The organism is Pseudarthrobacter enclensis (genome assembly GCF_030811655.1).
Taxonomy (GTDB): Bacteria; Actinomycetota; Actinomycetes; order Actinomycetales; family Micrococcaceae; genus Arthrobacter; species Arthrobacter enclensis_A.
Map to the genome: position 1 here is coordinate 39,971 of NZ_JAUSRE010000007.1, position 24,010 is coordinate 63,980.

Consider the following 24,010-nt stretch of genomic DNA (forward strand, 5'->3'; position numbering starts at 1 on the left):
AACTGCCCGGCCCTTCCGGTCTGATGTTCGGGCGGCTTTTGGCTAGGCCGCTTCGTCGTCCCCCTGGAGCTCTGGTGCCACGACTGCCCGGGGCGTCACCTCCACAAGCGCGGGCGTGGCCAGACCTGACTCCTCCAGCGTATTAAGCTTCCGCGCTGTGGGCAGGACCCGGGCCTCAAGTGTGCCCACCATGGCGTTGTAGCGGTCCACGGACGTTTTCAGGGAAGATCCCAGCTTGCTGACGTTCTCGCCCAGCGTTCCCATGCGGTCGTACAGTTGCCGTGCGAGTTCGAACAGTTCGCGCGCGTTGTCGGTCAAGACATCCTGGCGCCAAGTGAACGCCACGGACTTCAGCACCGCAAGCAGGGTACTTGGCGAGGCAAGGACCACGTTCCGGGACAAGGCGTAGTCCAGGAGGCCGGCGTCAGCAGTCAGGGCCGCTGCCAGGATGGACTCTGCCGGAATAAAGCAGACCACCAACTCCGGGGAGTTCCCCGGGATGTCCCAGTACTTCTTGGTGCCCAGGGCGTCGACGTGGGCCCGCAGGGCCTTGGCATGCGCGGCCAGGAGGGCTTGACGGTTCCGGCCGTCGGCCGCCGACTCTGATCCGGACGGCTGTCCCGCGCGAGGATCCACCGCGCCCAGTTCCTGCGCTTCGAGGTAGGACGAGAGCGGTACCTTGGCATCCACCACCAGCTGCTTTTCGCCCGGCAACTGCACCACGAGGTCCGGGCGTACTGCCGAGTCATGGCCGGCGCTGTGCACCTGTTCCACGAAGTCCACGTGGCGCAGCATGCCGGCAGCTTCCACTACCCGGCGAAGCTGCACCTCGCCCCACTGGCCCCTGGCGCTGTTGGAACGCAGCGCCGATTCCAGGGCATGCGTGGACCGGATGAGCTGTTCATCGGAAAGCCTGGCCTCCTGCAGTTGCTGGGCCAGTTGGCCGTACTGCTCAACCCGGTCCCGCTCCAGCAGTGCCACCTGCTGCTGGACCGCGGACAGCTTCTCGGCCACTGGAGCAAGGGCGCGCAGCACGCTGCCGTCCTGCGTCCGTGCCTCGCCCAGTTCCCGGTTCTGTGCCGCCAAAAGCCGCCGCTCGGCGTCGGCCGCCGCAAACTGTGCCGTGACCTCTGACAGGCGGGACGATACCTGGTCAAAGTCTGCCTCCAACGCATGGGAGTTCCGTCGCAGGGAGAAATAAGTGGCAGCGGCGCCGGCAAAGGCGCCGAGCAGCAGCATCAAGAGGGCCAGAATCAAGGCAAAAGCATCCATGGCTTCACTGTTGCACGGGCCTCTGACATTCACTGGCAGTGACATTCCCCGGTACGGTCGCCGGCGCCCCGGCGGGTAGAATCAATGCTCGTGGCTCTTACTATTGGCATCGTCGGACTGCCCAACGTCGGCAAATCAACCCTCTTCAACGCGCTCACCCGCAACCAGGTCCTGGCAGCGAACTACCCGTTCGCCACCATCGAACCCAACGTAGGCGTGGTGAACCTGCCGGACCCCAGGCTGCAGAAGCTGGCCGGAATCTTCGGCTCCCAGCGCGTCCTGCCTGCCGCCGTGTCCTTCGTCGACATCGCCGGCATCGTCAAGGGCGCCTCCGAGGGGGAGGGGCTGGGCAACCAGTTCCTGGCCAACATCCGCGAGGCAGAAGCCATCGCCGAGGTTGTGCGGGTTTTCGACGACCCGGACGTGGTGCATGTGGACGGCAAGGTGGACCCGCGCTCGGACATGGAAACGATCAATACCGAGCTGATCCTCGCTGACCTACAGACGATCGAAAAAGCCATCCCGCGCATCGAAAAAGAAGTGAAGATCAAGAAGCGGGAAGCCGCTGAGCTCGCCGTCATCAAGGCCGCGCAGGCGGTACTGGAGCGGGGCGACACCATCTATTCCTCCATCAAGAGCGACAAGCTGGAGATGGAGCACCTCAAGGAACTGGGCCTGCTGACCGCCAAGCCGTTCATTTACGTGTTCAACGCCGACGAGGGGATTCTCGGCAACCCGGAGAAGCAGGAGGAACTCCGGGCCATGGTGGCACCGGCCGACTGCATCTTCCTTGACGCCAAGCTGGAAGCCGACCTCGTGGAGCTGGACGAGGAAGAAGCCCGCGAAATGCTCGAGATGAACGGCCAGGACGAGTCCGGGCTGGACCAGCTGGCCCGCGTCGGCTTCCATACGCTGGGGCTGCAGACCTACCTGACGGCGGGTCCGAAAGAAGCACGCGCCTGGACCATCCGGCAGGGTGACACCGCACCGCAGGCGGCCGGCGTCATCCATTCGGATTTCCAGCGGGGGTTCATCAAGGCCGAGGTGGTCTCCTTCGACGACCTGGTTGAGGCCGGTTCCATGGCTGAGGCCAAGTCCCGCGGCAAGGTCCGGATCGAAGGCAAGGAATACGTTATGGCCGACGGCGACGTTGTGGAGTTCCGCTTCAACGTCTAATGCCAGAAGGCTGCTTCAGACGATGCAGGGAGGCAAGACGAACCTCCTGCACGCACCAGAGACAGCCAGGCCTTTGCCAGGCCTGGCTGTTCCTGTCATCAGGACGCCCGCATCCTTTGTCAGCAGGACCAGTCCGGGTACCCCGGCCAATACCGCCGGGATCAGCAGCAGTAGTCCGTATTCGGGCATGATCGCAGAAAAGGCGCCGGCAATAACGGTCGCGGCCAGGGCGGCAATCAAGGGCACACGCAACCATCGCCGCCCCTCCGCCGCATTGAAAAGCCGCAAAGCACCCAGGCCCGCGGTAACCACGGCACAGGTGACAACGGCGACGGACACGGTGCCTGCCCATAGACCCGGCGCGTCCTTGAGCCGGTCGACGAGCTCTACAGGAACGGCCAACGTCCAGCCGCTGAGAAGAACCGCGATGACCAAGCCGCCCACCCGCCTCCCGGGGACTGGATCCGGGGAGTGCATCTGATCCGGTGGCAGGTCGGACTGCCGGACATGGCGATGGGCTGCCGGCGGTGCCGGCTTCCATTCCCACAAAGTGGTCCTGCACAGGGCCTCCATGACCGCGTTCGCACGGCGCCTGCGTGCGCTTCGACATGACGTTATCGTGCTGCCCAGCGACCGGATGCGGGCCTCCGGGTCCAGCTGGCCCAAGTGATCCGGCAACGGCGACGGCCACCGACGAGCGTGACCTGGTTCGACGTCGTCGACGACTGGCTTGAGCAGGACCTGCTTGCAGGGCTGGCCTGCGGCAACGAAATGCGCGGCTAAGACGTGGTGGAGACTCCCAATTTCCTCACCTCCCGTGCGCAGATCGGGGAATGGTTCGCGAACAAACCCGGCCGGGATGCACGACTTTTATGTGTGGCAGCGCCGGAGGTTGGACGTCCTGGTGGACCGTGGCGAGCCCATCGGCTGAACATGGTCGTCTGATGCGGATAACCGCAAGAAACTCCCCGTGGATACACGCCTCCAACCGTAAGCAGGTTCAGGGACATCCCGCCCTTCAACGGGAGGGGATGTTCGACCTGGCGGCGCTGGCGGGCAGGCTGGTACCGAGCGAGGTGAGGCGGCCGTGAAGCCTCCCGCGACGGGCTGCGGCAATGTTTGAGGCACCCGGCCGGCACCGGCTCGTGGGGACAACACCCCTTCCGTCCGGAGGGGGATCGGATTCGCCTACGCAATACCGGCACCAAGTATCCTGAGTCAATAGGGCCCGACCACGGCGACCCGACTGCCCTCCGCAGAGGGAAAACACAAGGAGGCGGCATGCCGGTCCGGCGTCTGATGCAATTGCTCACCGCGGCGGTGGCGGCTGCCCTGGTTCTCTCCGGTTGCTCGGGCGGAAGCGCACCGTCCGTGGTGGTGGGAGAAGCCAAACGCGGCGGCAGCGTGACGGTGGCTGAGGTCAACGCCTTTTCCTCGTTCAACCCGTGGAGCGCGAAGGGCAACACTGACATCAATTCGAAGATCGGCGCCATCACCCACTCGGGCTTCTTCTACCTTGACGACAGCTCCAAGGTAGTCCGCAATGACAAGTTCGGGCACTTCGAAAAGGTCTCCGACCAGCCGCTCAAGGTGAAGTACACGGTCAACGATGGCGTCAAGTGGTCCGACGGTGCCCCCATCGGTGCTGCCGACCTCCTGTTGAGTTGGGCTGCCGGGTCAGGCTACTTCGACGACGTCAATCCCGCCACCGGCAAGGGCACCAAGTACTTCTCTGTCGCCTCTGACACCACTGGCCTGGCCGGTACCCTGTTTCCCGAACTTGGCTCGGACGGCCGTTCCATCACCATCGAGTACGCAGCGCCGTACGCAGACTGGGAGGTGGCCTTCGACGTCGGGCTGCCGGCCCACGTTGTCGCCGCCAAGAGCGGACTCAGTGACGAGCAGGACCTGGTCAAGCTGCTCAAGGACACGCCCCGGGGCAACCCCGACAAACCGGCATCCAACCCCGCGCTCAAAAAGGTCAGTGACTTCTGGAACACCGGGTTCGATACCAAGTCGGTCCCCGACGATCCTGCCCTTTACCTCTCCAGCGGTCCCTACATCGTGCGCGACATCGTCCCGGAAGTCTCCATGAAACTGGTGCGGAACCGCGACTACGTCTGGGGCGCAGAACCATGGCTGGACGAGATCAACGTCAGGTTCACCGGCGCGGTTCCCGCCGCGGTCGATGCCCTGCGCAGTGGCCAAGCGGACATTATCTCTCCGCAGCCCTCGGCTGCCACCGACAGTCTCCTCGCAGGGCTATCCGGCCAGGGCATCACCGTTCAACGGTACAAACAGTCCGGCTACGACCACTTGGACCTCAACTTCTCCGGACCCTTCAGCGACAAGGACGTCCGCGTTGCCTTCCTCAAGACGGTTCCGCGGCAGGCAATCGTGGACGCAGTCGTGGGAACCCAGTCGCCCGACAACAAGCCGCTGGACTCCCACGTGTTTCTGCCCGGACAGCCAAAGTACGACGACACGGTAAAGAACAACGGCTCATCGGACTACGACAAGGTGGACATTGATGGCGCCAAAAGCCTCCTGAAGGGCAAAGCCACCCCCACCATCCGGATCCTCTACAACCGCGACAACCCCAACCGTGCCAAGGCTTTCTCCCTGATCCGCGACTCGGCCGCACTGGCAGGAATCCGTGTCGTCGACGGTGGACAGGGAAGCGCTGACTGGGCTGGCGCGATGAGCCGGGGCGGCTTTGACGCCGCACTGTCAGGATGGATCGGCACAGAGACCGGCGTCAGCAGGGTGCCGCAGATTTTCCGTACTGGCGCGGGGAGCAACTTCACGGGATATTCCGATGGTGATGCGGACAAACTCATGGAACAGCTTGCTGTGACCACGGACCTGGGCAAGCAGGACGAACTCCTGGCTGAAGTCGACAAGCACATCTGGGACGACGCCTACGGCCTCCCGCTCTACCAAACCCTGGGAACAACTGCCTTCAATTCGCGGGTAGCCGGCATCAAAACCAGCCCTGGCCCCCTGGGTGTGTGGTGGAACGTCTGGGAGTGGCGGCTGTCCTAGCGGTCGCCCCGGGGCCGCCACCTTTAGGGCCCTTTGACCCTTGCGGAGCCTCCCGCCCTCCGATTCGCCGTCCGGCTTACTGACGAGTAGCATGTGACGTGCCTAACTACCCACCGCATGCCAGGGCATTTGACTGCGCCGGTCACGGTTTGGCAACGGAGTACCAATATCTGGACTTTGTGCGGTTAGGCTAACTCGTATTGTGTAGGTTTCGTCACAGTTTCGCGCTGTGCCCAACCTGCGGGGAAGCACAAGATTCCCCTACATCTCTCCCACAACTCATAGGAGGCGGAATGCGTTTTACGCGCACTTCCAAAGCACTGGGCATCGTGGCAATCGCTGCGCTTGCCCTGACCGGGTGCGGCGCCGGCGGCGGCGGCAGCACCGACGGATCGAGCAATGCTGCCGGCGATCCGAATAAGGTCATCACCGCCTACAGCAACGAGCCACAAAACCCGCTGCTGCCGGCAAACACCAACGAGGTCTACGGCGGCCGCGTCGTGAACCTGCTTTTCGAAGGTCTTCGCAGCTACGACGCCAACGGCAAGGCAGTGAATGCACTGGCCGATTCCATCGAGTCTTCCGACGCCCAGAACTGGACCATCAAGGTCAAGCAGGGCCAGAAGTTCACCAACGGGGAAGCCATCACGGCCAAGACTTTTGTTGACTCCTGGAATTTCGCCGCGAACTCCAAAAACCTCCAGAACAATGGGTTCTTCTTCGAATCGATCGCCGGTTACGACGACGTATCGGCTGTGAACTCGGTCAAGGGTGCTGACGGCAAGACCACCACCACTCCTGCCCCCAAGGCAGACACCATGTCCGGGCTGAAGGCAACCGATGACTCCACCATCACGGTGAAGCTCGCCCAGCCTGAGGCCGACTGGTCCCTGCGCCTTGGCTACTCCGCCTTCTACCCGCTGCCTTCCGCTGCGCTGGCAGACCCCAAGACCTACGGTGAAAACCCCGTGGGCAATGGTCCCTACAAGTTCGAAAAGCAGGGTTCCTGGGTCCACGACCAGTCCATCACCCTGGTAAAGAACGCTGACTACAAGGGCACCCGCGAGGCCAAGAACGGCGGCGTGACCTTCAAGTTCTACACCGATCCGGGCCCCGCATACACCGACCTGCAGTCGGACAACCTGGACGTCTCGGATGTCCTGCCGTCCAACGCGTTGAAGACCTACGTCAACGACTTCCCGGGCCGCAACGCCACCAAGCCTGTCGCCACCGATTCCACCCTGAACATCCCGGGCTACAACCCGAACTTCCAGGGTGAAGCCGGCAAACTGCGCCGCCAGGCCCTGTCCTACGCCATCAACCGCGAGGAAATCGCAAAGGTGGTCTTCAACGGTACCCGCACCCCGGCCAAGGCCTTTGCCCCGCCGGTCATCGACGGCTTCAAGGAAGGCATCAAGGGCAGCGAAGTGCTGAACTTCGATCCCGCGAAGGCCAAGGACCTTTGGGCCCAGGCCAACAAGATCCAGCCGTACGACGATTCCAAGCCGCTCCAGATTGCTTCCAACACCGACGGTGGCAACAAGGAATGGATCGACGCCGTAGCCAACGGCTTCAAGAACAACCTCGGGATCCAGGCTGAGATCCAGCCCTTCGCCAAGTTTGCCGAAGTCCTGAACCTGCGCAAGTCCCAGCAGCTTCCCGGTCTGACCCGCGCCGGCTGGCAGGGTGACTACCCGTCGCTCTATAACTTCCTTGGACCGGTATGGGCCACCGGAGCTTCCTCCAACTACGAGAAGTACTCGAACCCGGAGTTCGACAAGCTGCTCAAGGAGGGCCTGGCCGCCAAGAGCACCGACGAGGCCAACGCCAAGTTCAACCAGGCACAGGAAATCCTGTTCCAGGACCTGCCCGGGCTGCCGCTTTGGGACCAGGCACGCGCGATCGTGTGGAGCAACAACGTCGTGAAGGCCGAGACCGGCTGGAACGGTGAAATCCTCTACTACGGCATCACCGCAAAGTAGTCACAGATCTAACTTGCCGTATGGCTGATGGGGGTTCCGGTTGCGTCCGGGCCCCCATTGGCTTGCACATGGCAGGAAGGCATTCATGAACCCGTTTTTCCCTTTACCGGAAGGCAGGTGATCCTGTGATCCGGTTCATCCTGCGCCGACTCCTCCAGGTGATCCCTGTATTCCTCGGCACAACCCTTTTGGTCTACTACATGGTGTTCGCCCTGCCGGGCGACCCCATCGCTGCACTCTTCGGTGACCGCCAGCCCCCGCAGGCAGTTATCGACACCCTCCGCAGCCAGTACCACCTGGACCAGCCCTTCTGGGTCCAGTACGGACTGTTCCTCAAGAACCTCTTCACCTTCAACCTCGGCAACGACTTCACCGGCCAGCCCATTGCCGCCAGCCTTGCACGGGTCTTCCCCGTGACAGCGATGCTCGCCATCGAGGCCCTTGCCATCCAGGCCATCTTCGGCGTTGCCTTCGGAGTCTTCGCCGGCCTGCGCAGGGGCGGATGGTTCGATTCCACGGTCCTGGTGGCCTCACTGGTGGTCATCGCAATTCCCACCTTCGTCCTGGGCTTCGTTTTCCAGCTCGTCTTCGGCGTGCAGCTGGGCTGGGCCAAACCCACCGTTGGCGCAAACGCCAACTGGGTCACGCTGCTGCTGCCGGCTGTAGTCCTCGGACTCGTCTCCTTCGCCTATGTTCTCCGCCTGACCCGCGCGTCAGTCAGTGAAAACATGAACGCCGACTACGTTCGGACCGCCACCGCAAAAGGCCTGTCCCGGCCCCGCGTCGTCATGGCCCACATCCTGCGCAACTCGCTGATCCCCGTTGTCACCTACCTGGGCGCCAACTTGGGCGGCCTGATGGGCGGCGCCATTGTCACCGAAGGCATCTTCAACGTTCCCGGCGTCGGCAACAAGCTCTACCAGGCAGTCCTCCGCAGTGAAGGCCCCACCATCGTTTCCATCGTCAGCGTCCTGGTACTGGTGTTCGTGGTGGCCAACCTTCTTGTCGATCTCCTGTACGCCTGGCTTGACCCGAGGATCCGCTATGACCAGTAACAACAGCCACTTCGTGGCCCCCATTGAAGAGACACCGCTGCAGGCAACGGACGCCGTCAAGACTGACCAGGCCCCGCTCAGCCTGTGGGTAGACGCGTGGCGCAAGCTCCGCCGTCGTCCGCTGTTCATCATCTCGGCACTGTTGATCCTGGCCCTGATCGTGATTGCGCTGTTCCCGGGCCTGTTCACGTCCACCCCGCCAAACGAAGGATGCGAGCTTTCCAACTCGGAAGGCGCGCCCACTGCCGGGCACCCGTTCGGATTTACCTTCCAGGGCTGCGACGTTTACTCCCGGGTCATCCACGGCACACAGGCCTCGCTTTCCGTGGGCCTGCTCTCCGTCCTCTGCGTCCTGGTTATCGGTGTGACCCTCGGCGCCCTCGCCGGGTACTACGGTGGCTGGATCGACGCCGTGCTCGCACGCCTGGGTGACATCTTCTTCGCACTGCCGCTCGTCCTTGGCGCGCTGGTGATCACCCAGCTGCCGCTGTTCCGGGAAAACAAAAGCGTCTGGACCGTGGTGTTCGTCATCTCGCTCCTGGCATGGCCGCAAATGGCCCGCATCACCCGCGGCGCAGTCATCGAAGTACGCAACGCGGACTTTGTCACGGCAGCCCGCGCGCTGGGTGTCTCCAAGTTCGGCGCGCTGGTCCGCCACGTGCTGCCCAACGCCCTGGCACCCATCATCGTCCTGGCAACACTGGAACTTGGCGTGTTCATCGTGGCCGAAGCCACCCTGTCCTTCCTGGGCATCGGCCTGCCGCAGAGCATCATGTCCTGGGGCAACGACATCGCGGGCGCCCAGGCATCGATCAGGACCCGCCCGGAAATCATGCTCTACCCGGCCGCGGCACTGTCCATCACGGTGCTGAGCTTCATCATGCTGGGCGACGCAGTACGCGACGCCCTTGACCCGAAGAGCCGTCAGCGATGAGAGATAAAGAGATGACAACTCCAGACGTCCGCATCGATGAGGCCAACACCACCGGCGTCAGGCCGCTGCTCGAAATCCGAGACCTCGCCATCACCTTCAAGACCGGCGGCGGTGAGGTCCAGGCCGTAAGGAATGCGCACCTGACCATCATGCCGGGTGAGACGGTGGCCATCGTGGGGGAGTCGGGCTCCGGCAAATCCACCACGGCCCTGGCCGCAATCGGCCTCCTGCCCAACAACGGAAGGGTGTCCGGCGGCCAGATACTGCTCGACGGCGAGGACATCGCCCACGCCACCGAGCAGCGCATGATCGAACTGCGCGGAAACACGATTGGAATGGTTCCGCAGGACCCCATGTCCAACCTGAACCCTGTGTGGAAGATCGGCTACCAGGTACGGGAAACACTGCGTGCCAACGGCCGGCCCAGCGGTCCGGACGACATCGCCAAGGTGCTTTCCCAGGCGGGGCTCCCGGACGCCAAGCGCCGGGCCAACCAGTACCCGCATGAGTTCTCCGGCGGCATGCGCCAGCGCGCCCTGATCGCCATCGGCCTCTCCTGCCAGCCGCGCCTGCTGATTGCGGACGAGCCGACGTCGGCCCTCGACGTCACGGTCCAGCGGCAGATCCTGGACCACCTGGAGACCATGACCAACGAGTTGGGCACCTCGGTCCTGCTGATCACCCATGACCTGGGCCTGGCAGCCGAGCGTGCAGACAAAGTGGTGGTCATGTACCAGGGCCGCGTGGTGGAGGCGGGACCGTCCCTGGAACTGCTCCGGAATCCGCAGCACCCGTACACCAAGCGGCTCGTGGAGTCCGCACCGTCCCTGGCCAGCCGCCGCATCCAGGTGGCCAAGGAGCAGGGCGTGGAGACCACGGACCTGCTGGCACCGGCTGCCGAGACGGCCAAGTCGGACGCCTTCCTGCAGATCCAGGACCTTCGCAAGGTGTACAAGCTCCGCCAGGGGCTGGGCAAGGCCACCGACTTCGCGGCGGTCGACGGCGTCAGTTTCGACGTGCGGCGGGGAACCACGACGGCGATCGTGGGGGAGTCGGGGTCCGGCAAGTCCACGGTGGCCAAGATGGTGCTCCAGCTGGAGAAGCCGACAGAAGGCAGGATCCTGTTCGACGGCGTCGACACCTCTGCCCTGAAGCCTGCCGAGTTGTTCAAGTTCCGCAGGCGCGTCCAGCCGATCTTCCAGGACCCGTACGGTTCCCTCGATCCGATGTACAACATCTTCCGCACGATCGAAGAACCTCTGCGCGTCCACAAGATCGGGGACCAGGCCAGCCGGGAGAAGAAGGTACGCACACTGCTGGACCAGGTGGCCCTGCCCCAGTCGGCCATGCAGCGGTACCCGAACGAGCTCTCCGGCGGACAGCGGCAGCGTGTGGCCATTGCCCGTGCGCTGGCGCTCGATCCCGAGGTCATCATCTGCGACGAGGCTGTTTCCGCGCTGGATGTCCTGGTTCAGGCGCAGGTGCTGAACCTGCTCGCTGACCTGCAGGCCAACCTCGGCCTGACGTACCTGTTCATCACCCACGACCTTGCCGTGGTGCGGCAGATCGCCGACCACGTGTGCGTGATGGAGAAGGGCCGCCTGGTGGAGACGGGATCCACGGATGAGGTCTTTGAGTCGCCCCAGCAGGAATACACCAACGCCTTGCTCAACGCGATCCCCGGCGCGAAGCTGATGCTTCCGCCGGAAGTCGCATAGCGGGAACTTCCTGTGCGCGGGTGGGGCCGGGACCTTCGGGTCCCGGCTCCAGCCGTTTAAGCCGGCTGGAAGTGCAAGCCGACCGTGGCCTCAGTCCTGGAACGCGCTGCTGCCGCCCGGCACCGCTGCGAGCACCGTCCTGCTGATGTCCGGCACTACCGCCTCAAGCCGTCCGTTCCCGGGATTGCGCATGTGGGACGTCGCAGCCACAGCCGTCTGTGCCCCCAGGCCTGCTTGGCCCGCTGCCCCCACCCCGGCCCCTGCCTGCCCGGTAACGGCAAAGGGTGCCGCGTTTCCTGAAGGGGCGCCTGAATCTGCGTAGCCGGCGAGCCCAAGGACGCCCGTGAACGCCAGTACACCGGACACCACAAGCATGGTGGCGTGGGTGGCGCCCCGCGGGGTGCTGACCTTGGCAGGGGGCATCGTTGTCTCCGGCATGCTCAAAGGTGTGCGCCTGTCAGGGCCATCATGCCACGGCAGGGGAAGTAAGAGTGAACTTAGTCACACCTCGGACCGGTGATGAGCGAATGCGAAGGCTCCGGCAGTCTCCGGGGTCGCCGGAATTTAGGCCAATAAATGGCTCAGCGGCTAGAATAGAGGTAGGCGCCCTGTGCCAAGGGCCTTGTCCGTCGTGCGTTCCAGTTGGAAATGTCGCGATACAACAGCTGACTCCACTGAATCGAGCCATTACGCATGTCTGAAACCACCACCAACACCGCGGTAGCCACTGCATCGCGCAGTGACCTGCGCAACGTCGCGATTGTGGCCCACGTTGACCACGGCAAGACCACCCTGGTCGACGCCATGCTCAAGCAGACCAACTCCTTTGCCGAGCACAACCACGTCGAGGACCGGGTAATGGACTCCGGCGACCTGGAGCGCGAAAAGGGCATCACCATCCTGGCCAAGAACACCACCGTGGCCTACAATGGTCCGTCCTCAAACGGCGAGACCATCACCATCAACGTCATCGACACCCCCGGCCACGCCGACTTCGGTGGCGAGGTGGAACGCGGCCTCTCCATGGTGGACGGCGTTGTGCTTCTCGTCGACTCCTCCGAGGGCCCGCTGCCCCAGACCCGCTTCGTCCTGCGCAAGGCCCTTGCCGCGCACCTTCCCGTGATCCTGCTGGTCAACAAGACGGACCGCCCCGACGCCCGCATCGACGAAGTGGTGCACGAGTCAATGGACCTGCTCCTGGGCCTGGCCTCCGACCTTGCCGACGAGGTTCCGGACCTGGACCTGGACAAGGTGCTGGAAGTTCCCGTTGTCTACGCCGCCGCCAAGGTTGGCCGCGCATCCCTGGAGCAGCCGGCCAACGGCTCCGCTCCGGACAACGAGGACCTTGAGCCCCTGTTCAAGACCATCATTGAGCACATCCCGGCTCCCACGTACAACCCCGAGGGTGTCCTGCAGGCACACGTCACCAACCTGGACGCTTCCCCGTTCCTGGGCCGCCTCGCCCTGCTGCGCATCTACAACGGCACCCTCCGCAAGGGCCAGCAGGTTGCCTGGGCCCGCCACAACGGTGAGCTGAAGACCGTTAAGATCACCGAGCTCCTCGCCACCAAGGCACTGGAGCGCGTTCCGGCTGATTCCGCCGGCCCCGGCGAGATCGTCGCCGTCGCCGGTATCGAGGACATCACCATCGGTGAGACCCTGACCGATGTCGAGAACCCGCAGCCGCTGCCGCTGATTACCGTTGACGATCCCGCGATCTCCATGACCATCGGTATCAACACCTCCCCCCTGGCCGGCAAGGTCAAGGGCGCCAAGGTCACCGCGCGCCAGGTGAAGGACCGTCTGGACAAGGAACTGATCGGTAACGTCTCCATCAAGGTACTCCCCACCGAACGTCCCGACGCATGGGAAGTCCAGGGCCGTGGCGAACTGGCGCTGGCCATCCTTGTTGAGCAGATGCGCCGCGAAGGCTTCGAGCTGACCGTGGGCAAGCCGCAGGTTGTCACCAAGACCATCGACGGCAAGATCCACGAGCCCATGGAGCACATGACCATCGACGTGCCCGAGGAATACCTTGGCGCCGTCACCCAGCTCATGGCCGCCCGCAAGGGCCGCATGACCAACATGGCCAACCACGGCACCGGCTGGTGCCGCATGGAGTTCATCGTGCCGGCCCGTGGCCTGATCGGTTTCCGCACCCGCTTCCTTACGGACACCCGTGGAGCCGGCATTGCAGCCTCCATCTCCGAAGGCTACGAGCCGTGGGCAGGACCCATCGAGTACCGCACCAACGGCTCCATGGTTGCCGACCGCGCCGGCGTGGTCACCCCCTTCGCCATGATCAACCTGCAGGAACGCGGCTCCTTCTTCGTGAAGCCCACCTCCGAGGTCTACGAAGGCATGATCGTGGGCGAGAACTCCCGCGCCGACGACATGGACGTCAACATCACCAAGGAAAAGAAGCTCACCAACATGCGTGCCGCTTCCTCCGACAGCTTCGAGAACCTGACCCCGCCGCGGGAGCTCACCCTCGAAGAGTCGCTGGAATTCGCCCGCGAGGACGAGTGCGTTGAGGTGACCCCGGAAGCAATCCGCATCCGCAAGGTAATCCTGGACACCAATGAGCGCGCCAAGGCCAGCCGCGCCCGCGCCAAGGCCTAACCAGGGTTTTAGCTGTAACCAAGAATGCCACCGGTCCTGTACCGGTGGCATTCTGTTTTAAGTTCCGCGCGGCGCAGCCACCTTTCGCCTCGTTGCGCAGGGGCGGCACGTGCGCACTGAGGAGCCGCTCCGGTGTCCGGCGCCGTTCTCCACATAGCCGTTTCGAACACCTGCGAATACCTCCCGCAACGGGAAGCATGCAGACATGCGAACTGTTTCTGAAGCACTGGTGGCCCTGGGTGGCGTTGCCGGCACCCGCACACTGTTATTGGCAGGTGTCTCGCGCCGAAGGCTGGAATCCGGACTGTCGGAGGGGTCCGTCCAAAGGGTTGCGCGGGGCGTCTATGCGTTGCCGGACGCTGATCCCGTGCTTATCCACGCGGCCCGCCATCACGCCGCACCCGGTTGCGTCACGGCCGCTCTGGCCTCCGGACTGTGGGTGGTGAAGGCTCCGGAGAGGCCGCATCTGGCCGCCCGCCATGGCAGGCAGATCCCCGGCTGTGTGGTACATCGGAGCAACCTTCCAATGACTCCTTTGGACATCGTCTGTCAGTCCCTCCGCTGTCTGTCCCCTCTTGAAGGGCTGACTATCGCGGAGTCCGCCGTTAAAAAGGGCCAAGTCCAACTCGCGGCGTTGCGGGCACGGTTTCCGGCGGCCCGTGAGAAGGCGATGCTGAACCTGATTGGGAGAATTCGGCCCCAATCGGGTTCCATAATCGAAACCATCGCCCGGTATCTCCTGGAGGAAGCGGGGCTTACGGTCGAGCTGCAGGTTAACGTTCCTGGAATGGGCCATCTGGATCTTTTTGTCGACGGTGTGCTGGGCATTGAGGCTGACGGCTATGCCCACCACAGCAGCCGGGAGGCCTATCGGGAAGACAGGCGGCGTTGGAACGTCACCGTCATGAGGGGTGTCCCAACTCTCCGGGTGACGTTCGAGATGCTTGTTCGTGAACCTGCGGAGTTCGTTGGCATGGTTCGTAGGGGGCTTGCCGTGTACGGGGCGGCGCGGTGAAGCTGTGGGTCATTGCGCCTGGGCAGTCGCGGCGCGCCGAGACGGGCCCTCAGCGCGCGGGGCGCCGCGGGGGAGCGGGCGGGACTTCCTTTGCCGCCACCACGCGTTCCAGTGGAATGACGACGTCGGCCTGCCGGGTGCGGACGGTACAGGAACCGGCGTCACAGGCCAGCAGGTGGCCCAGCGCGTCCGTGAAGCCCCCCTCGATGCGGTAGCGAACCACAACACGCGTGCCGGGCTCGGCCGCAGCAAGGAAGCGGGCAGGGGCAGGTACTTGCTGACTCACCAGTTCATACTAGGGGCCCCGGCTAGGTTCGCGGGAACGGCCTGGGGGATAATAAGCTCAGATGTCAGACTCCGGCCGTGCTGCCGGACGCAAGAGCCGGCGGGATGCCGGAACCCCAACGTGGAGAGGCCAGGGACGTGACGTACGTAATCGCGCAGCCGTGTGTGGATGTCAAGGACAAGGCATGCATTGAAGAATGCCCGGTCGACTGCATCTATGAAGGCGAGCGTTCGCTGTACATCCATCCGGACGAGTGCGTGGACTGTGGCGCATGCGAGCCGGTGTGCCCGGTGGAGGCCATCTACTACGAGGATGACACCCCCGAGGAATGGGCCGACTACTACAAAGCCAACGTCGAGTTCTTCGATGACCTGGGTTCCCCGGGCGGCGCGGCCAAGATCGGCAACACGGGCAAGGACCACCCGATGATCGCCGCCCTGCCGCCGCAGAACCAAGACCACTGACGCGGTCGGACACAATGACCGCAGCCGTGAACTCGTTTGGCCTCAACCTGCCCGACTACCCGTGGGAGGCCATGGCACCATACGTGGCCAAGGCCTCGGAGCATCCCGGGGGAGCCGTCAATCTTTCCATCGGCACGCCCGTGGATCCCACCCCGCAGCTGGTCCAGGATGCCTTGAAGGCGGCTGCGAACGCGCCCGGCTATCCGACGGTCCATGGCACCCCGGCGCTTCGTGAGGCCATCGCCGGCTGGTTTGAGCGCCGTCGTGGAGTGTCCGGGCTGGACCCCCGCAACATCATGCCCACGGTGGGTTCAAAGGAGCTCGTCGCCTGGCTGCCGCTGCTGCTGGGCCTCAAGCCCGGAGACGTCGTCGTCCGCCCCAGGGTGGCCTACCCCACCTACGACATTGGCGCGACCTTCGCCGGGGTCACCTCCGTGGCCACTGACAACCTGGACGAGCTGGACGATGCCACCCGTTCACGCGTACGGCTTATTTGGGTGAACTCGCCGGGCAACCCCACCGGCAGCGTCCGGGACGTTGACTCCCTGAAGGCCCTGGTCGACCAGGCGCGCGAACTCGGTGCCGTCGTTGCCTCCGACGAATGCTATGCGGAACTCGGCTGGGGCAGCTGGGACGTCCAGCGCGGCGGCCAGCGCGTCCCCAGCATCCTCGATCCCCGGGTGGCCGGCGGATCCCACCACGGCCTGCTGTCCGTATACTCGCTGAGCAAACAGTCCAACCTGGCCGGCTACCGCGCAGCGTTCGTGGCAGGTGATCCGGACCTGATGCCCAACCTGGTCAACAGCCGCAAACATGCGGGCATGATTGTTCCGTACCCGATCCAGGAGGCCATGCGGGTGGCGCTGGGCGATGACACGCACGTTGAGGCGCAGAAGGACCTGTACCGGGGGCGGCGTGAACGGCTGGTACCCGCGCTGCTGGACTTCGGCCTGGAGATCAAGGAATCCGACGCCGGGCTGTACCTGTGGTCGACGGCAGGGGAAGGCACCTGGGACACCGTGGCGCGCCTGGCGGACCGCGGCATCGTGGTGGGACCGGGCGTCTTTTACGGCGAGGCGGGCAACGGCTATATCCGCGTGGCCTTGACCGGATCCGACGAGCGGATCGATGCAGCCGTGCAGCGGTTGGGCGCATCCGGCTCCTAGGGGTACGTAACATTCGTGTGACTCGCCCCACATCCGGCGCATTTTAGGCCGTCGGGGAAGGCTGCGGATTAGTGACACCCGCCAAGGAGCGGTACTTTTTAAGTGACGATCAATGGTGGCTTTCTACAAGAAGGCAGCCCGGGTGTTGGAACCTGTCTTCTCAGGCACAGTGCACGGCTCACCTGATATTGGATCAAGCTTTCGACAGAGGCCAAAGACGCCTCATGAAGGGGACTCCATGACTGAGACCAACAATGCTGCGACCCTGCTCCACGCAGGTGGCGAGCTGAAGCTCCCGCGCATCCAGGTTGTTGAAGGGAACGAAGGTTACGACGTCTCCAAGCTGCTGAAGCAGACCGGCGCCGTCACGTTCGACCCCGGCTTCATGAACACCGCAGCAACCACCTCCGCCATCACCTACATCGACGGCGATGCCGGCATCCTGCGTTACCGCGGATACCCCATCGAGCAGCTGGCGCAGCACTCGAGCTTCCTCGAGGTGTCCTACCTGCTGATCTACGGGAACCTGCCCACTCCCACGGAACTGGACGAGTTCGACCAGAAGATCCGGCGCCACACCCTGCTGCACGAGGAGCTCAAGGGCTTCTTTGGCGGCTTCCCGCGCGACGCGCACCCCATGCCGGTGCTGTCCTCCGCAGTGTCCGCGCTGTCCACGTTCTACCAGGACTCGCTGGACCCGTTCAACGCCGAGCAGGTGGAGGTTTCCACCATCCGCCTCATGGCAAAGCTGCCTGTCATCGCCGCCTACGCGCACAAGAAGTCCATCGGCCAGCCCATGCTGTACCCGGACAACTCCATGAACCTGGTGGAGAACTTCCTGCGCCTAAGCTTCGGCCTGCCCGCCGAGCAGTATGAGCTGGACCCTGTGATCGTCAAGGCACTGGACCTGCTCCTGATCCTGCACGCCGACCACGAGCAGAACTGCTCCACGTCCACGGTCCGCCTGGTGGGCTCCTCCAACGCCAACCTGTTCGCCTCCGTCTCCGCGGGAATCAACGCCCTCTTCGGTCCCGCCCACGGTGGCGCCAACGAGGCTGTCCTGAAGATGCTCCGCCAGATCCAGGCCGAGGGCCTCAAGCCCGAGGACTACATGGAGAAGGTCAAGAACAAGGAAGACGGCGTCCGCCTCATGGGCTTCGGGCACCGCGTCTACAAGAACTACGACCCGCGTGCCAAGATCGTCAAGGCAACGGCCCACGAGATCCTCAGCAAGCTCGGCGGCAACGACGAACTGCTTGACATCGCCATGCGCCTGGAAGAGAAAGCGCTCAGCGACGACTACTTCATCCAGCGCAAGCTCTACCCGAACGTGGACTTCTACACCGGCCTGATCTACAAGGCCATGGGCTTCCCCGAGAAGATGTTCACGGTGCTGTTCGCCATCGGCCGCCTGCCCGGCTGGATCGCCCAGTGGCGCGAAATGATCAGCGACCCGAACACCAAGATCGGCCGCCCGCGCCAGCTGTACATCGGCGAGCCGGAGCGCGACTACCCCGCTCGCTGATTCCCTGCCCGCCAGGGGCAGCAACGGCAATTACGACGACGGCCGCCCACCTTCCACAGGTGGGCGGCCGTTTTGCGTCTCTACATCATCGACTGCAATCGATGGGGAGCAAAGTCAGGAGGCGTAGCCCTGGGGATTGTTCTTCTGCCAGCGCCAGTGGTCCTCGCACATCTGGTCCACGGTCTTGGTGGTGGACCAGCTCAGGTCCGCCAGCGCGGACGTGGCGTCGGCCCAGAAGGCTGGAAGGTCGCCCGCGCGGCGGCCGGTGATCTCGTAGGGGATGGGCTTGCCCACGGCCTTTTCAAAGGAGCGCAGGACTTCCAGGACGGAGGAGCCCTTCCCGGAGCCGAGGTTCCAGCGGAACACTCCGGTGCGGTCGGCGATGTGGTTCAGGGCCGCGACGTGTCCCTCTGCCAGGTCCACCACGTGGATGTAGTCGCGCAGGCAGGTGCCGTCGGGGGTGTCGTAGTCGCCGCCGAACACCATGAGCTTCTCGCGGCGGCCCACGGCCACCTGGGCGATGAACGGCACGAGGTTGTTGGGGATGCCCTGCGGGTCCTCGCCGATCCGCCCTGAGGGGTGCGCGCCGACCGGGTTGAAGTAGCGCAGCAGTGCTATGTGCCAGCGGGAGTCGGCGGTGCCGAGGTCCGAGAGGATGTCCTCGATCTGTTCCTTGGTGCGCCCGTAGGGGTTGTTGGCGCCGATCTCCATTTTCTCCACGTAGGGGATGGGATTGTGCTCGCCGTAAACCGTGGCCGAGGAGCTGAAAACAATGGACCGCACGTCATGCCGGTCCATGACGCGGATCAGGTTCAGGGTGCCGACGAGGTTGTTGTAGTAGTACTTCAACGGCTCCTGCACGGATTCGCCGACGGCCTTGAGGCCGGCGAAGTGGATGACGGCGTCGATGGCGTTGCCGGCAAAGACCTTCTCCACCGCTGCCTCGTCCACGAGGTCAACCTTGTGGAATTCCGCGGCCTTGCCGCTGAGTTCGGCAACCCGCCGCAGCGACTCCTCGCTGGAGTTGACCAGGTTGTCGATGACCACCACGTCGTGGCCGGCTTCCTGAAGGGAGAGGACGGTGTGGGAACCGATGTAGCCGGTGCCACCTGTAACCAAGATTTTCATGCCTCAACGCTATCCCACAGGGAGTGCAGTCGCCCCCGCGTCCCGTATCGCGGCCGCCGCGCGGCGGCAGTCGAAGCACAGATGTGCTAATAAGAATAGTGCCCAAAATAGTAGACGCCGGTGCCAGGCGCCAGGATGTTGTCCAGGCGGTTCTCCGCATCATCGCGGTGGATGGCCTGGAGCGCGCCTCCCTTCGGGAAGTGGCAGATGAAGCCGGACTCGCCGTGGGTTCTGTCCGCCATTATTTCGCCGGCAGCGAGGAACTGCTTGCGTTCACATTTGGCACAGTGGTGGACAGCCTGGTGGGCCGGCTCGAGGAGCTTCTTCCGGCCGTCCAGGCGGCTCCCGCCGGTGGCCCTGGGCAAAGAGCGGCTGTTTTAACCCTCCTGGGCGGCATGCTTCCCCTCGATGAAGAGACAGCGGTGGAAGCATGCGCGTGGATGGCCTTCAAGAATGCCGCAAGGATCAGGCCCTTTCTTGCCGCGGAAGCGGACCGCAGCCACCGTGAAGTCGCCGCAGTCATGGGTGCAGTGGTTGCCTCCCTGCTCCCGGATAACGAACCCAGGGAGAACCTGGTGGTAGAGGCGGAACGGCTTCTTGCCACGGTGGACGGCCTGTGCATGCATGCCCTGCTGCAACCGGCCTGGATGACTGCGCAGATGTGCCGCGATGTCCTGGAACGCCACCTCGACGGGCTGGGCCGGTAAACCGCAAAGGCGGATACCCTGGTGCCCTCGCGTGGCGTGGCTGCGGGAATAGACTGATAGCCGGATATGCCGGACCGGATCTTGATGGCCGGCAGGAGCAGGCCAGGGAAGGACTTCGGATGCAGCACGCAGGCGGTTCAGGATGGCAGATCACTACCGACACGTCCGGGCCGATGATGATTGCGCTCTACGTCAGGGACGCGGCCGGACTGAACGGTGTGGGGCAGCCCGTCCTTTCCCACGCGTCGCCCAAGGTCCGCTCCGCCGACCACACCCACCTCACTTCCGACGTCGGTGGACTCAGCGCGCTGAAAACCGAATGGGAGGCCTGGTGGGAACAACTGCTCAAAGCGCACCCGCACATGTCTCCCGAGCTCTCCCCGCCCAGCTTTGAGGCGTTCGGCAACTCTCCGGCACTGCAGCGGGTACTGCAGGCACATTTCGGTTCCGCACTCACCTGGGCCAGGGAGCGGCGGAGCGAATACGCCGAGCTTGAAGCGGAACGCGTGGTGACCGGAACCGACCAGCTGCTTCAGGACATGATGGATGACAGGCTGATGGAAGTGGGCAGGGACTCGCGGGACTTCAAACTGACCATCATAGAGCTGCCACTGGACGAACAGCGGGCCTGGTACCTGGAGCCGGACAAGATCATCATGAGCCAGGAACTGATGAGCCAGCCCGAACTGTTCCGCAGCTATGTCCAGCCTGTGCTGGAGATCCTCGTCTAGTGGTGTCCAGGGCGGCGACGGCGGCGCTCAGCTGCCGCCGTCGTCCGTACGCACGGTGATGCGCACCTGCGTCCCGGGAGACCCCGTGACCTGCCATCCGTCTCCGCCGGACCGCTGCCAGGTGTGTCCATCCACTTCCACCCGCGTTACTGCCAGGTCCTTGGCGTTGGCCACCGCCCACTGGGCCACCGACCAGGCCAGCGCGCCGTCCACATCGACCACCAGGGTGCCACCGTCGACCTGGGAGTCCACGCCGCCGTAGCCCTGGTCCAGTTCAGTGGCCACCGTCGCGGGATCGCCAGCCGCAGTAGGGGAGCGCAGCGTGCATTGCACTCCTGCAGGCGTTTGCCCTGTCAGTCCCGATGCGAACGCCCTGCCCATATCCTCGTGCTCGGCGTACGCCTTGGGGTAGGCGGACCGCTGGACGTGCTGTGCCGCGTCAGTGATATCCAGCGTCTCGTACCCGGGAATCTTTACCAGGGCGTCGTAGAAGGCGTTCACGGCGTAGTACGGATCCATGATTTGCGCCTCGGTACCCCAGCCCTGGGACGGCCGCTGCTGGAAGAGGCCACGGGAGTCGGGGCCGGCCTGGTCGCCGTGCCCGATGTTTCGCAGTTTGGACTCCTGCATGGCCGTGGCCAGGGCGATGGTGGCGGCACGTGCCGGGAGGCCGCGCCGCACCGCCACCGCAGTGATCAGCGCTGCGTTGGCTGCCTGGTCCGGGGCGAGTTCACCGCTCCGCCCGCCGGCGGTTGCTGTGCAGCGCTCTGAAACGAGGGTCTCGGAACGCTGCACAAAATACACCGCAGTGTAGATTCCGCCCACGACCAGCGCGAGGGTGAGGAGCAGCACCGCAAGGCGGCGCAGGCCGCGCCTGCGCGCCACAGACAAGGGGGCCACGGAGCAATTAGTTGGCGTGCAGCGCGTCGTTCAGTTCAACGGTCTGGCCCTTGCGGGGCAGGGCCTCCACGGCACCCGTGGTGGAGTTGCGCCGGAACAGGAGGTTGGGCACGCCGGACAGTTCAGCAGCCTTGACGATCCTCGTAGTGTCTTCGCCCACCTCGTCCTTGGGGCCCGGAACGCGCACACGGGTGCCCGCCGTGACGTACAGGCCGGCCTCCACCACGGAATCATCGCCGATGCTGATACCAACGCCGGAGTTCGCGCCGAGCAGGACGCGCTCGCCGATGGTGATCTTTTCCTTGCCGCCGCCGGAAAGGGTACCCATGATGGATGCGCCGCCGCCAACGTCGCTGCCGTCCCCGGTCACGACGCCCGCGGAGATCCGGCCCTCCACCATGGAGGTACCCAGGGTCCCGGCGTTGAAGTTCACGAAGCCCTCGTGCATGACCGTGGTCCCGGCAGCCAGGTGGGCACCCAGGCGTACCCGGTCGGCGTCGGCGATCCTGACGCCGCTGGGAACCACGTAGTCGACCATCCGCGGGAACTTGTCGATGCCGTAGACCGTGACGGCGCCGCGGCGCCGCAGCTTGGCACGGGTCAGTTCAAAGCCTTCGACGGCGGCGGGGCCGAAGTTGGTCCACACCACGTTGGGGAGCTTGCCGAAGATGCCGTCCAGGTTGATCGTGTTCGGACGGACCAGGCGGTGCGATAGGAGGTGCAGCCGCAGGTAGGCGTCTGCCGTATCAGCGGGAGCCTCGTCGAGGTTGATCTGGACGAAGACCACTTTCTGCTCGGTGCCGCGGTCCTCATCGGCGCCGTTCTCGGCGATGCGGGTCAGGGCGTCGTCAGCGTCTTCCACGGATCGAAGGTCTTCGGCTGCAACGCCAAGTGCCGGTGCGGGGAACCAGACGTCCAGGACGGTGGCCTCGCCGCCGGCGGTGGCGACGGTGGCCACGCCAAAGCCATAGGCGGAGCGGTCATCGGCGTTGGGGGTCAGGGTTTGGGGCACGGCGGAGGAAGCGGTCTCAGTCATGTGCTCCAGTCTATCGAGGGCCAGGCGGGCGGTTCGAACTAGACTGGCTTCGTGACTGCCGAAACCGCCCCCGAATCTTTCGTGTCCACCCTTGACCTCCGCCAGGATGTATCGTTGCTGACCGCGGCGCTGATGGACATCAACAGTGTGTCGGGCAATGAGAGGCCTTTGGCGGACGCAGTTGAAGCTGCCTTGCTCCAGATTCCGCAGCTGTCCGTGGTCCGAGACGGTGACGCCATCATTGCCCGGACTGAACTGGGCCGCAGTGAACGGGTCATCCTCGCCGGTCACCTGGACACGGTCCCGTTGCCGCTGACCGAAGGTGCCAAGGGCACCGTCCCCTCCACTTGGGAGTCTGGCGTTCCCGGGGAAGGCATTCTTTACGGCCGTGGCGCCACCGACATGAAAGGCGGCGTGGCAGTCCAGCTGGCACTGGCGGCAGGCCTGTTCGACGGCGGCAAGCAGCCTAAGCGGGACGTCACCTTCGTGTTCTATGACCATGAAGAAGTGGAAGCGGTCAAGAGCGGCCTTGGACGCCTGGTCCGCAACCACGGGGACCTGCTGGCGGGCGACTTCGCCATCCTGCTGGAGCCAACCGACGGTACGGTGGAGGGCGGCTGCAACGGCACCAGCCGGTTTGAGGCGCGCACGGTGGGGGAGGCCGCACACTCGGCCCGCGCATGGATGGGCAGCAACGCCATCCACGCCGCAGCCCCCATCCTGGCCCGCCTGGCAGCCTACGAGCCCCGGACCATCAACGTTGACGGGCTGGACTACCGCGAAAGCCTGAACGCGGTGAAGATCAATGGCGGCACTGCCGGCAACGTCATTCCGGACCGCTGCGTGGTCGAGATCAACTACCGGTTCGCGCCGGACAAGACGCCGGACCAGGCCGAAGCCCACGTACGGGAACTGTTGGAAGGTTTCGACGTGGTCCGCACCGATGCCGCAGCAGGCGCCCGTCCGGGCCTGCAGCACCCGGCAGCCGCCTCATTCGTTGCCGCCGTGGGAGCCGAGCCCAAGCCCAAATACGGCTGGACCGACGTCGCACGTTTCAGCGAGCTGGGGATCCCCGCGGTGAACTTCGGCCCGGGCGACGCCCTGCTGGCCCACAAGGACAACGAGCACGTCGACGCCGACGCCATCCGCACCTGCCTGCGCGCCCTGGAGGAGTGGCTCGCCGGCTAAGCGGCGCTGCTGCCCAAGAGGCGCCCTGGCCGGGACACGAAACGCGCGAAGGGCCAGGAA

General features: G+C 64.5%; 22 protein-coding genes and 1 pseudogene. 16 read left to right on the top strand and 7 right to left on the bottom strand.

What is annotated here, in order from left to right; all coding sequences use genetic code 11:
• Window positions 1-42: 42 nt before the first annotated feature.
• Complete coding sequence (locus J2X98_RS08370) at window positions 43-1,272, bottom strand: DNA recombination protein RmuC (RefSeq protein WP_141942450.1); 1,230 nt, start codon at window positions 1,270-1,272, stop codon at window positions 43-45.
• A gap of 90 nt (window positions 1,273-1,362) precedes the next feature.
• Between J2X98_RS08370 and ychF the strand changes: the two genes are divergently transcribed.
• Window positions 1,363-2,448 (top strand): redox-regulated ATPase YchF, encoded by a 1,086-nt coding sequence (ychF, locus tag J2X98_RS08375; RefSeq protein WP_307306581.1) that lies wholly within the window; start codon window positions 1,363-1,365, stop codon window positions 2,446-2,448.
• A 15-nt stretch (window positions 2,449-2,463) separates the two neighbouring features.
• On the opposite strand, the gene J2X98_RS08380 is transcribed toward ychF, so the two are convergent.
• The gene (locus J2X98_RS08380) at window positions 2,464-2,892 is read right to left on the bottom strand and encodes a hypothetical protein (RefSeq protein WP_307306584.1); all 429 of its coding nucleotides are present in this window, start codon (window positions 2,890-2,892) and stop codon (window positions 2,464-2,466) included.
• Between the two features lie 127 nt (window positions 2,893-3,019).
• On the opposite strand from J2X98_RS08380, the gene J2X98_RS22205 reads away from it, so the two are divergent.
• From J2X98_RS22205 to J2X98_RS08405, 6 genes are all read left to right on the top strand, one after another.
• Complete coding sequence (locus tag J2X98_RS22205) at window positions 3,020-3,118, top strand: hypothetical protein (RefSeq protein ID WP_373460853.1); 99 nt, start codon at window positions 3,020-3,022, stop codon at window positions 3,116-3,118.
• Window positions 3,119-3,729: 611 nt separating this feature from the next.
• Window positions 3,730-5,493, top strand: coding sequence for an ABC transporter family substrate-binding protein (locus J2X98_RS08385; protein ID WP_307306587.1), 1,764 nt, complete (start codon window positions 3,730-3,732; stop codon window positions 5,491-5,493).
• A 293-nt stretch (window positions 5,494-5,786) separates the two neighbouring features.
• Entirely contained in the window at window positions 5,787-7,475 is a 1,689-nt protein-coding gene (locus J2X98_RS08390; protein WP_141942445.1) for a peptide ABC transporter substrate-binding protein, read from the top strand.
• Between the two features lie 125 nt (window positions 7,476-7,600).
• The gene (locus J2X98_RS08395; RefSeq protein ID WP_141942443.1) at window positions 7,601-8,530 is read left to right on the top strand and encodes an ABC transporter permease; all 930 of its coding nucleotides are present in this window, start codon (window positions 7,601-7,603) and stop codon (window positions 8,528-8,530) included.
• Window positions 8,520-9,464 (top strand): ABC transporter permease, encoded by a 945-nt coding sequence (locus J2X98_RS08400; protein WP_307306594.1) that lies wholly within the window; start codon window positions 8,520-8,522, stop codon window positions 9,462-9,464. Before J2X98_RS08395 ends, J2X98_RS08400 begins: the two co-directional genes overlap by 11 nt.
• Window positions 9,465-9,475: 11 nt before the next feature.
• Complete coding sequence (locus J2X98_RS08405; protein ID WP_307306597.1) at window positions 9,476-11,182, top strand: ABC transporter ATP-binding protein; 1,707 nt, start codon at window positions 9,476-9,478, stop codon at window positions 11,180-11,182.
• A 90-nt stretch (window positions 11,183-11,272) separates the two neighbouring features.
• Here the strand turns inward: J2X98_RS08405 and J2X98_RS08410 are convergent, their stop codons facing one another.
• On the bottom strand, window positions 11,273-11,620 hold the full coding sequence (locus J2X98_RS08410) for a hypothetical protein (RefSeq protein WP_307306600.1): 348 nt from the start codon (window positions 11,618-11,620) through the stop codon (window positions 11,273-11,275).
• Between the two features lie 255 nt (window positions 11,621-11,875).
• On the opposite strand from J2X98_RS08410, the gene typA reads away from it, so the two are divergent.
• From typA to J2X98_RS08420, 3 genes and pseudogenes are all read left to right on the top strand, one after another.
• Window positions 11,876-13,804, top strand: coding sequence for a translational GTPase TypA (typA, locus tag J2X98_RS08415; protein ID WP_141942438.1), 1,929 nt, complete (start codon window positions 11,876-11,878; stop codon window positions 13,802-13,804).
• Window positions 13,805-14,009: 205 nt separating this feature from the next.
• Window positions 14,010-14,147: pseudogene (locus tag J2X98_RS22210) on the top strand (hypothetical protein); the annotation flags it as partial.
• Between the two features lie 183 nt (window positions 14,148-14,330).
• Window positions 14,331-14,819, top strand: coding sequence for a hypothetical protein (locus J2X98_RS08420; protein ID WP_307306603.1), 489 nt, complete (start codon window positions 14,331-14,333; stop codon window positions 14,817-14,819).
• A 49-nt stretch (window positions 14,820-14,868) separates the two neighbouring features.
• On the opposite strand, the gene J2X98_RS08425 is transcribed toward J2X98_RS08420, so the two are convergent.
• Complete coding sequence (locus tag J2X98_RS08425) at window positions 14,869-15,105, bottom strand: putative acetyltransferase (protein WP_307306606.1); 237 nt, start codon at window positions 15,103-15,105, stop codon at window positions 14,869-14,871.
• A gap of 137 nt (window positions 15,106-15,242) precedes the next feature.
• Here J2X98_RS08425 and fdxA point away from each other — a divergent pair, with 137 nt between their 5' ends.
• The 3 genes from fdxA (at window position 15,243) to J2X98_RS08440 (ending at window position 18,260) form a co-directional block, all read left to right on the top strand.
• Window positions 15,243-15,569 carry a ferredoxin gene (gene fdxA, locus J2X98_RS08430; protein WP_013601705.1) on the top strand — a complete coding sequence of 109 codons (327 nt, stop codon included), beginning with the start codon at window positions 15,243-15,245 and terminating at the stop codon, window positions 15,567-15,569.
• A 14-nt stretch (window positions 15,570-15,583) separates the two neighbouring features.
• Complete coding sequence (gene dapC / locus J2X98_RS08435; protein WP_307306608.1) at window positions 15,584-16,735, top strand: succinyldiaminopimelate transaminase; 1,152 nt, start codon at window positions 15,584-15,586, stop codon at window positions 16,733-16,735.
• A gap of 238 nt (window positions 16,736-16,973) precedes the next feature.
• Window positions 16,974-18,260 (top strand): citrate synthase, encoded by a 1,287-nt coding sequence (locus J2X98_RS08440; protein WP_056334606.1) that lies wholly within the window; start codon window positions 16,974-16,976, stop codon window positions 18,258-18,260.
• A 114-nt stretch (window positions 18,261-18,374) separates the two neighbouring features.
• On the opposite strand, the gene galE is transcribed toward J2X98_RS08440, so the two are convergent.
• The gene (galE, locus tag J2X98_RS08445) at window positions 18,375-19,388 is read right to left on the bottom strand and encodes a UDP-glucose 4-epimerase GalE (protein WP_307306612.1); all 1,014 of its coding nucleotides are present in this window, start codon (window positions 19,386-19,388) and stop codon (window positions 18,375-18,377) included.
• Between the two features lie 98 nt (window positions 19,389-19,486).
• Between galE and J2X98_RS08450 the strand changes: the two genes are divergently transcribed.
• Together J2X98_RS08450 and J2X98_RS08455 are read left to right on the top strand one after the other, a co-directional pair.
• On the top strand, window positions 19,487-20,095 hold the full coding sequence (locus tag J2X98_RS08450; RefSeq protein WP_141942429.1) for a TetR/AcrR family transcriptional regulator: 609 nt from the start codon (window positions 19,487-19,489) through the stop codon (window positions 20,093-20,095).
• Between the two features lie 119 nt (window positions 20,096-20,214).
• Window positions 20,215-20,826, top strand: coding sequence for a hypothetical protein (locus J2X98_RS08455; protein ID WP_141942428.1), 612 nt, complete (start codon window positions 20,215-20,217; stop codon window positions 20,824-20,826).
• Window positions 20,827-20,853: 27 nt separating this feature from the next.
• Here J2X98_RS08455 and J2X98_RS08460 read toward each other — a convergent pair whose 3' ends face one another.
• Window positions 20,854-21,711, bottom strand: a complete 858-nt coding sequence (locus J2X98_RS08460) for a hypothetical protein (RefSeq protein ID WP_307306851.1) — start codon at window positions 21,709-21,711, stop codon at window positions 20,854-20,856.
• Window positions 21,712-21,733: 22 nt separating this feature from the next.
• Window positions 21,734-22,762: a 2,3,4,5-tetrahydropyridine-2,6-dicarboxylate N-succinyltransferase gene (gene dapD / locus J2X98_RS08465; RefSeq protein WP_307306618.1), complete on the bottom strand. Its 1,029-nt coding sequence runs from the start codon at window positions 22,760-22,762 to the stop codon at window positions 21,734-21,736.
• Window positions 22,763-22,813: 51 nt separating this feature from the next.
• Between dapD and dapE the strand changes: the two genes are divergently transcribed.
• Window positions 22,814-23,950, top strand: a complete 1,137-nt coding sequence (gene dapE / locus J2X98_RS08470; protein ID WP_307306620.1) for a succinyl-diaminopimelate desuccinylase — start codon at window positions 22,814-22,816, stop codon at window positions 23,948-23,950.
• Window positions 23,951-24,010: the final 60 nt, after the last annotated feature.